This is a genomic window from Endozoicomonas sp. ONNA2 (assembly GCF_024606365.1).
Classification (GTDB): Bacteria; Pseudomonadota; Gammaproteobacteria; order Pseudomonadales; family Endozoicomonadaceae; genus Endozoicomonas.
On sequence record NZ_JAHHPO010000743.1, the window covers coordinates 1 to 8,493 of the forward strand.

Consider the following 8,493-nt stretch of genomic DNA (forward strand, 5'->3'; position numbering starts at 1 on the left):
GTCGTTTAAATTAGCCTTGATTGGAACGATCGTAAGGCCGATTCTTTCGCCCTGCTCATCTACACACAATCCCATGGCCAATGGCGTCAGCAGGTATCTTGGTCGTTGCAATTCCTTTAGCCAAACAAAACATTTGTCTACACACATTGCCTTCTTATTCGGTCAACAGGTATTTGATATCCTCTTATTAAGGCCTCAATCAGTTGATGTGCACTACTGATGGCCATAATCTCAGGGTGGCTCATTATTTTTAACAACTCTTTTGCCGTAAAAAATATTTTGCTAAACATTTTTCATCCCTGAGGGTGACGCACAATATTTTCACGGCAAACCCGGCTCTTTCTTTAACATAGAAGCTCGCCGACCAGTAATTCAGTTTAAAAACCTGATTCCAGTTGAGTAAACGACAAAAAAATAATACAGAGTGAGTAAAAGTCTTTTAGTTGCTAATTTTTATTGGACTTACAATCATTCAACTAAAAAGAAAACGGCACATCTAACGCAGGCATCGCAAAGACTTATGTATCCTGAATTCAGGTATAAAAAGATTTATGTATAAAAAGATTTATAACAGTGGCAATGTTTGTTTTGGTGGTTAAGCTACTCCTGATGCTATTTCTTGTTCTTGGCAATAGCTGGAGTTGACGAACCAAAAAGCAGGCTTGTCCTTGCGTCAAGCAAACACTGGAGGATGTGGAGGTAGTTATGATTACCCTGTTGAGAGAGGTTAGCAATGCCCTGTTTGGCGGAACAGAGGAACTGGACGAAAAGCTGCTTGAGGCCGTCGATGATGGCGACCTGGCATCGGTGAAGGCATGGTTGGAACAGGGGGCTGATATTGAAGCCAGGGATGAGTATGGCTACACCCCGCTGTTTCTGGCGGTTATCTTGGGAAACACGGAAATTCTCAACGTTCTTCTGGCTGAAGGTGCCAGCGTGAATGTCCGCAATCGTTCAGGTCAAACTCCGTTGCATAGAGCCTGTAGCGGGGAGGCTGTGACCCGGCTTCTGGCCCGGGGAGCCGACATTGAGGCCAGGGATAATTACGGAAATACGCCACTGTTCTCGTATTGTCATAAAGACGATCTGGAGATGTTTAAGAGACTTCTCGACGCAGGTGCCTGCGTTAATGCCCGCGATGATGCAGGCCGGACTCCGCTGCATGATGCGTTGAGTGGGGAGATTGTGCAAGAGCTGCTGGCCCGGGGAGCCGACATTGAGGCCAAGGATAATAATGAAGCCACACCACTCATTGCTGTGATGACTAAATATGACAGTCTGGAGGCGGTCAAGGCACTTCTGGCCACAGGTGCCAATATTGAGGCTTCTGATAAATTTCAACGGACACCATTGCACTTTGCGGCTAGCAAAGAATGCTACGACTTGGGGTATCTGGAAGTGCTTTTGTCCGAGGGGGCCAACCTTGAAACCAGGCAAGAAGTTACACAATGGACCCCGTTACATTTGGCAGCAAAAAGTGGTTCGGGCAAGAAAGTACAACTATTGGTGGCTGAGGGTGCCGACTGTAAGGCGCGAGACTGGCACAGGGATACACCGTTGAATTTTGCCAAGGCCCATATTGGCAACTGGAAAGTCCGGTTGGCCGAGGCTGGCAGGTTTGACAGCATCAATCGGAATAATGAGCCGGATAATTTTCAACCCCTGTCACTTCAGGCCTGCGCCCGGGCCTCTATCCGCTCGCGCCTGCTTGAACACAAGAACGAAACCGGACAACCGTTGTCGGAATCGGTGCCGATGCTGCCGCTGGGTAAGTCATCAATCAATGACTATGTTTATAAGCCTTTGATGGGAAAGCCTGTTTTTGAGTAGCAATAGGGCAGATCTGACCTGCTGCAGTGCTAATAGAGTCTCGCCGGGGTTGACTCTGGAGCTGCTGAAAGCTGGAACCTTCTTGTTATCTGCGCATCACCGTTAATTGACTTTATTGACGACAGATTTGAACGTGATTCTTTGGAATAAAAACTGCAGAATAGGGCCAGGAGATTGTCCGGGAATAGTTCCTGAACAGCCTTCTGACAGCATTTGGCAGGTTGTTTGTGCCTGGCAAGCGCAAAACCTCTGAAATTTTCCATAATCAATAAAAATTGCCACGAGTTGGAAATGGCTTTTACATCGTCTGTAGTGATTGCGGTTGACAGAGTCCGTTTTCAAGTGCAATAACCCAACTGAAGGTCAAATTATGTCCTGTGATTTTCTGCAGCTGGCGGTTCCCGGAGTTAGAGCAATGAGTCCTTATCAACCAGGCAAGCCGATTGAGGAACTTGCCAGGGAACAGGGCTTGAGGGTTGAGGATATTGTTAAACTGGCCAGTAATGAAAACCCTCTGGGGCCCCCGCCTTCAGCGGTGCAAGCAATGGCTGAATCCCTGGCAGAGTTGGCTCGCTATCCCGATGGCAGCAGCTATCAGTTAAAACAGGCGCTGGCAAAAAAACTGAAGGTTGCACCGGAGCAATTAACCCTGGGTAATGGGTCCAATGATGTGCTGGTGCTTCTGGCAGAGTCTTTTCTGGATACCAGCAGTTCTGCGGTGTTTTCTCAGTATGCTTTTGTTGTGTATCCTCTGGCGGTGAAGGCAGTGGGGGCGGAAGGTATTGTGGTGCCAGCGCTCGACTATGGTCATGATCTGGCTGCTCTGGCTGATGCGATCAAAGCCAATACCCGGATTGTTTTCCTGGCAAATCCGAATAATCCCACCGGTACCAGCTTCAGCGAACAGGCGCTGCTGGAATTTCTTGGCAAAGTACCAAAAGAGGTCATCGTTGTCCTTGATGAGGCCTATTTTGAGTATGGGGCAGGCGGTGACTTGCCCAATGGTGTTGACCTGCTTGACCGCTATCCAAACCTGGTGGTTACCCGGACCTTTTCCAAAGCTTACGGGCTGGCGGGGGCCCGGGTTGGTTACTCCATATCCAATCCTGAAATAGCGGATGTGCTGAACCGTTTGAGGCAGCCATTTAACCTGAATCTTCCAGCTCAGTCTGGTGCGATCGCGGCTCTGAAGGATGATGCTTATCTGCAGCAGTCCATTGAGATTAATCAGCAGGGGATGGCATTTCTGGAGCAGGGTTTTGCTGGCCTTGGGCTGAACTGGATTCCTTCATCGGGTAATTTCATTACCGTTGATCTTCAGCGTAATGCCATGCCGGTCTATCAAGGGTTGTTGTCCAGAGGCATTATTGTTCGGCCAGTGGCCAATTACGGCATGCCCGGGCACCTTCGTATTTCCATTGGTTTACCGGAAGAAAATCGCCGTTGTCTGGAAGCGCTGAGTCAGGTTCTCGGGGAGTCGTAAGGAGTGCGATTGTGAGAACAGTTGACACACTGCTGGTGGTTGGTCTGGGTCTGATCGGGGGATCTTTTGCGGCGGCGGTAAAATCGGCCGGAGCCTGTCGGCAAGTGTATGGGTATGACCAGAATAAAACCTCAGTGGAAGAGGCAGCGGCGCTGGGGATCATTGATTATGGCTGCGCAAGTCTTGCTGATGGTGCTGCGGCTGCCGATGTGATCATGCTGGCTGTTCCCATGCTGGCAATGAAGCCGGTTCTTGAGCAGCTATCCCTCTGTTTGCCCGAAGGTGTTCTGGCAGAGAAAATGTTTGCTGAGAAAGTGATTACCGACGCCGGATCCAGTAAAAAAGCACTGCTCGATGCCGCGCTTGATGTCTTTGGCGAAGTTCCCCCCTGGCTGGTGCCCGGCCATCCAATCGCAGGGTCGGAAAAAAGTGGTGTCGGTGCCGCAAAAGCCACTTTGTTTCAGGCCCATGATGTCATCCTGACCCCGTTGGCACATACCGACTCGCTGGCGCTGGACAAGGTGAAGATGCTTTGGGAAGCCTGCGGTGCTGTGGTGACCACTATGGATCCCTGTCATCATGATGAGGTTCTGGCAAAGACCAGTCATCTTCCTCATTTTCTGGCTTACTCACTGGTGGATACGCTGGCCGGGAATCCGGATAATCAGAATATTTTCCGGTTTGCTGCGGGCGGTTTTCGGGACTTTACCCGGATCGCTGGCAGCGATCCCATTATGTGGCATGATGTTGCGTTGGGTAATCATCAGGCGGTGCTGGCTGCACTGGATGAATTTACCGAGGGTCTTCAGGTACTGCGCGAAGCGATTGTGCAGCAAAACAGCCAGTCGCTACTGGGGATATTCAGTCGTGCGCAATCAGCCCGGCAGCATTTCTCATCTCTTTTGCAGAGCAGGCAGCAGCGAGCGAAGACACTGCCTGATTCGGTCATAGTCTGCAATGATTTTTCCGGCTCAGTGCTGATTGAAGATACAGATAAAGAAGTTATGGACAGTATGAAAGAAAGTACCCAGACGTTTATTGCCCGCCCGGGAGGATCTATCTCCGGTGAGTTTCGGGTTCCCGGAGATAAGTCTATTTCTCATCGTGCCATCATGCTCGGTGCCCTTGCGGAAGGAGAAACGGTGGTTGCAGGATTTCTCGAAGGGGAGGACGCCTTGGCAACCCTGAAGGCATTTCGGGATATGGGGGTTCAAATTGATGGTCCCTATCTGGGCAAGGTCACCATTCAGGGGGTTGGCATGCATGGCCTCAGGCAGCCGCAAGGGCCGCTTTATCTTGGTAATGCCGGTACCGCCATGCGCTTGATGGCCGGGTTGATGGCAGCCCAGTCCTTTGATGTAACGTTAACCGGTGATCACTCCCTGTCTGCTCGACCCATGAATCGGGTGGTGGACCCCCTCGGCAAGATGGGGGCCACCATCGAGACCTCAGAAGGTGGTCGCCCACCTCTGAAAATCAAAGGCGGTGCCCGGTTGCAGGGTATTGAGTATCATCTGCCCATGGCGTCGGCCCAGGTGCAGTCCTGCCTGTTACTGGCTGGAATGTACGCTGAGGGTGAAACGGTGACGGTTGCACCGGGTATTGTTCGGGACCATACCAACCGTATGCTTGATGGCTTTGGTTACCCGGTTACCTGTGCGGTTACCTGTGCAGAGAGTGGCAGTGGTGAGCATGGCTATCGGGTGGCCATCGAAGGGGGTGGCAAGCTGACGGCTACCCGAATCGATGTGCCCGCCGATGTGTCCTCTGCGGCGTTCTTCATGGTGGCTGCCTCAATAGCCGAGGGTTCAGAGGTGCGTCTTTGCCATGTTGGCATGAACCCGACACGTTCCGGTGTGGTTGAGATCCTGCAGCTGATGGGAGCGGATATTACCCTTGAAAACGAGGCTGTTGTGGGTGGTGAGCCCGTGGCCGATCTGATTGTGCGTTCAGCACCGCTGAAGGGTATTGATATTCCTGAGCGCCTCGTGCCCATTGCCATTGATGAGTTTCCGGTGCTTTTTGTTGCCGCAGCCTGTGCACAAGGCAGGACCCTGCTCACCGGTGCCGGTGAGCTCCGGGTGAAAGAGAGTGACCGGATTCAGGCCATGGCCGATGGCTTGACTGCACTGGGTATTGATGCACAACCACTGGCTGATGGTATGATGATTAATGGTTCCGGCCATGCTGCTTCTGAAAAGAAGGGGCAACCTGTATTTAACGGTGGCACTATTGACAGCCATGGGGATCACCGTATTGCTATGTCATTTGCAGTTGCTGCACTGCGGGCAAAGGATGATATTCGCATTCTCGACTGTGCCAATGTAGCGACTTCATTCCCGGATTTTGCAGGACTGGCAAATCGAGCCGGTATGCGTATTGTGGTAAAGGTAAGTACCAGTGAGTGAGTCTCAGACACCAGTGACAGTGGTCACTATTGATGGTCCGGGCGGGTCTGGCAAGGGAACGATTGCAGCGCTGTTGGCCAGAGAGCTTGGCTGGGGGTTGCTGGATAGTGGGGCGTTGTATCGGTTAACTGCCCTGGCAGCGATGAATCATGGGGTTGATTTTGCCGATGAGTCATCCCTGGAGGTCCTGGCGGGTCATCTTGATGTGCAGTTCTTGCCATCAGAAACCGGTGCTGGTCTGACCATCATTCTCGAAGGTGAGCGGGTGGGTGCAAGTCTGCGTACGGAAGAGGTCGGTGCCATGGCGTCCAGGGTTGCGGCACTGCCGGGTGTCCGGACGGCGCTGTTACAAAGACAGCGAGACTTTGCCGAACCACCGGGGCTGGTGGCCGATGGCCGTGATATGGGGACGGTTGTGTTTCCCCGGGCTGCCCTGAAAGTCTTCCTGACCGCCAGCGCCGAAGAGCGAGCCAAAAGACGTTATGGCCAGTTGCATCAAAAAGGGATTGATGCTAGCTTTGATCGCCTTTTGGCAGATATCCAGGCCAGGGATGAGCGAGATAGCCAAAGGGCTGTAGCACCACTCAAGCCTGCCGATGATGCCATCATTCTTGACAGTACCCGTATGAGTATCCAGGAGGTATTCAACAAGGTGCTGGAACAGATGCGTTTGAAAGGACTGGTTTAGGGGGTTCCCGGACAGCCTCATAGGAAGTGGGTCTTCCTCTACTGAGTGCGCTGCAGGTTGCACTCAATACTATCTGGAGGTTCGTTTCTGGCGTAGAGCCAGCATTGCAGATTCGAACCTGATTAAAGTAACCCACTCCGGCTGGCGGTGTGGATGACAACCAGTGTGCGTTATTCGGTTACCATTGACTGGTTTTTGCTGATTAAGGCAGAGACTTTGCAGATGCGTACACTGTCACAGGAAAAATCATGAGCGAAAGCTTTGCAGAACTGTTTGAAGAGAGCCTGAAAGAGATCGAAATGAAGCCCGGCGCCATTGTCAGTGGTGTTGTGGTGGATATCGACAGTGACTGGGTAACGGTTCATGCTGGCCTGAAGTCCGAAGGTGTGATTCCCAAGGCTCAGTTCCAGGATGAGAATGGTGACTTGGCCATCGCTATTGGTGATGAAGTCCAGGTGGCCCTGGACGCGGTGGAAGATGGTTTCGGTGAGACTCGTCTGTCCCGTGAAAAAGCCAAGCGTATGGAAGCCTGGAAGGAATTGGAAAAAGCCTTCGAAGCAGAAGACGTTGTCAAGGGTATTATCAGTGGCAAGGTCAAGGGTGGCTTCACGGTTGACGTGGCGACTATCCGCGCGTTCCTGCCGGGCTCTCTGGTTGACGTTCGTCCGGTTCGCGACACGGCGCACCTGGAAGGTAAAGAGCTTGAGTTCAAGGTTATCAAGCTGGACCAGAAGCGGAACAACGTGGTGGTATCCCGTCGCAGCGTTCTGGAAGCTGAAAACAGTGCTGAGCGTGAGCAGCTGCTGGGCTCTTTGCAGGAAGGTCTGGAAGTCAAGGGCATCGTCAAGAACCTGACCGACTACGGTGCCTTCGTTGACCTGGGCGGCGTAGACGGCCTGCTGCACATCACTGATATGGCCTGGAAGCGTATCAAGCATCCTGGCGAAATCGTTAACGTTGGTGATGAAATTACCGTCAAGGTCCTGAAGTTTGATCGTGACCGTAATCGCGTATCCCTGGGGCTCAAACAGCTGGGTGAAGATCCATGGGTTGCCATTACCAAGCGCTTCCCTGAAGGTGCCCGTGCTTCTGGCCGCGTCACCAATCTGACTGACTACGGCTGCTTTGTTGAGCTGGAAGAAGGTGTTGAAGGCCTGGTTCATGTTTCTGAAATGGACTGGACCAACAAGAACATTCACCCATCCAAGGTGGTTAACCTGGGTGACGAAGTTGAAGTTCAGGTTCTGGATATTGACGAAGAGCGTCGTCGTATCTCTCTGGGCATCAAACAGTGCAAGACTAACCCATGGGAAGACTTCTCCGGCTCCTTCAACAAGGGCGACAAGCTGGCTGGCAAGATCAAGTCCATCACTGACTTTGGTATCTTCATCGGACTGGACGGCGGTATCGATGGCCTGGTTCACCTGTCTGATATCTCCTGGAATGAAACCGGTGAAGAAGCTGTTCGTCAGTACCGCAAGGGCGACGAAGTAGAGGCAGTGATTCTGGCCATTGACGCTGAACGTGAGCGTATCTCTCTGGGTATCAAGCAACTTTCCGAAGACCCATTCAACGCTTACGCGGGCATGAATGAAAAAGGATCTGTGGTTAAGGGTATCGTTAAGGAAGTGACTGCCAAGGCAGCTGTGGTAGAGCTGGCAGAAGACGTTCTGGCTACCCTGAAAGCCTCTGAAATCAGCGTTGACCGCGTTGAAGACGCAACTAACGTTCTGAAAGAAGGGGAAGAGGTTGAAGCTCGCATCATCAGCATCGACCGCAAGAACCGCAACATCAGCCTGTCGATCAAAGCGAAAGACCAGGCTGATGAAAAAGCAGCAATGAAAGAGCTGCGCACCAAGCAGGACGAAGAAGCTGCCGGTCCGACTACCATTGGTGACCTGATCAAGGCTCAGATGGAAAGCAAGTAATCCGTCGTGTTCCTGATTGCTCCAGGAGGCTGTCCGAGAATAGCACCCGACTGGGCATCCCCGCCCGTAGCGAGGATGGCAGCAAATTGAGGATAAAAAACTCCGACTTTTTAGACCAATTTGCTGCCACCGCACGACTGCATGGATGCAGGAGCC

6 protein-coding genes are annotated in these 8,493 nt (G+C 52.0%); 5 read left to right on the plus strand and 1 reads right to left on the minus strand.

Features of this window, described 5'->3' with window-relative positions:
* The first annotated feature begins 705 nt into the window (after positions 1 to 705).
* From KDK14_RS13125 to rpsA, 5 genes are all read left to right on the plus strand, one after another.
* Complete coding sequence (locus KDK14_RS13125; protein ID WP_257265601.1) at positions 706 to 1,830, plus strand: ankyrin repeat domain-containing protein; 1,125 nt, start codon at positions 706 to 708, stop codon at positions 1,828 to 1,830.
* A 370-nt stretch (positions 1,831 to 2,200) separates the two neighbouring features.
* A complete protein-coding gene (gene hisC, locus KDK14_RS13130; protein ID WP_257265602.1) occupies positions 2,201 to 3,313 on the plus strand; it encodes a histidinol-phosphate transaminase in 1,113 nt (370 codons plus the stop codon).
* A gap of 11 nt (positions 3,314 to 3,324) precedes the next feature.
* Positions 3,325 to 5,721, plus strand: coding sequence for a bifunctional prephenate dehydrogenase/3-phosphoshikimate 1-carboxyvinyltransferase (locus KDK14_RS13135; RefSeq protein ID WP_257265603.1), 2,397 nt, complete (start codon positions 3,325 to 3,327; stop codon positions 5,719 to 5,721).
* Positions 5,714 to 6,409 (plus strand): (d)CMP kinase, encoded by a 696-nt coding sequence (gene cmk / locus KDK14_RS13140; RefSeq protein ID WP_257265604.1) that lies wholly within the window; start codon positions 5,714 to 5,716, stop codon positions 6,407 to 6,409. Before KDK14_RS13135 ends, cmk begins: the two co-directional genes overlap by 8 nt.
* A 248-nt stretch (positions 6,410 to 6,657) precedes the next feature.
* The gene (gene rpsA, locus KDK14_RS13145) at positions 6,658 to 8,337 is read left to right on the plus strand and encodes a 30S ribosomal protein S1 (RefSeq protein WP_257265605.1); all 1,680 of its coding nucleotides are present in this window, start codon (positions 6,658 to 6,660) and stop codon (positions 8,335 to 8,337) included.
* Here the strand turns inward: rpsA and KDK14_RS13150 are convergent.
* Positions 8,312 to 8,493: hypothetical protein (locus KDK14_RS13150; RefSeq protein WP_257265606.1), on the minus strand; the 182-nt coding region annotated here is incomplete at its 5' end. The genes rpsA and KDK14_RS13150 overlap by 26 nt on opposite strands.

Coding starts and splice junctions, on each gene's coding strand:
- KDK14_RS13125 (WP_257265601.1), top strand. CDS start 706: ATGATTACCCTGTTGAGAGAGGTTAGCAATGCCCTGTTTGGCGGAACA.
- hisC (WP_257265602.1), top strand. CDS start 2,201: ATGTCCTGTGATTTTCTGCAGCTGGCGGTTCCCGGAGTTAGAGCAATG.
- rpsA (WP_257265605.1), top strand. CDS start 6,658: ATGAGCGAAAGCTTTGCAGAACTGTTTGAAGAGAGCCTGAAAGAGATC.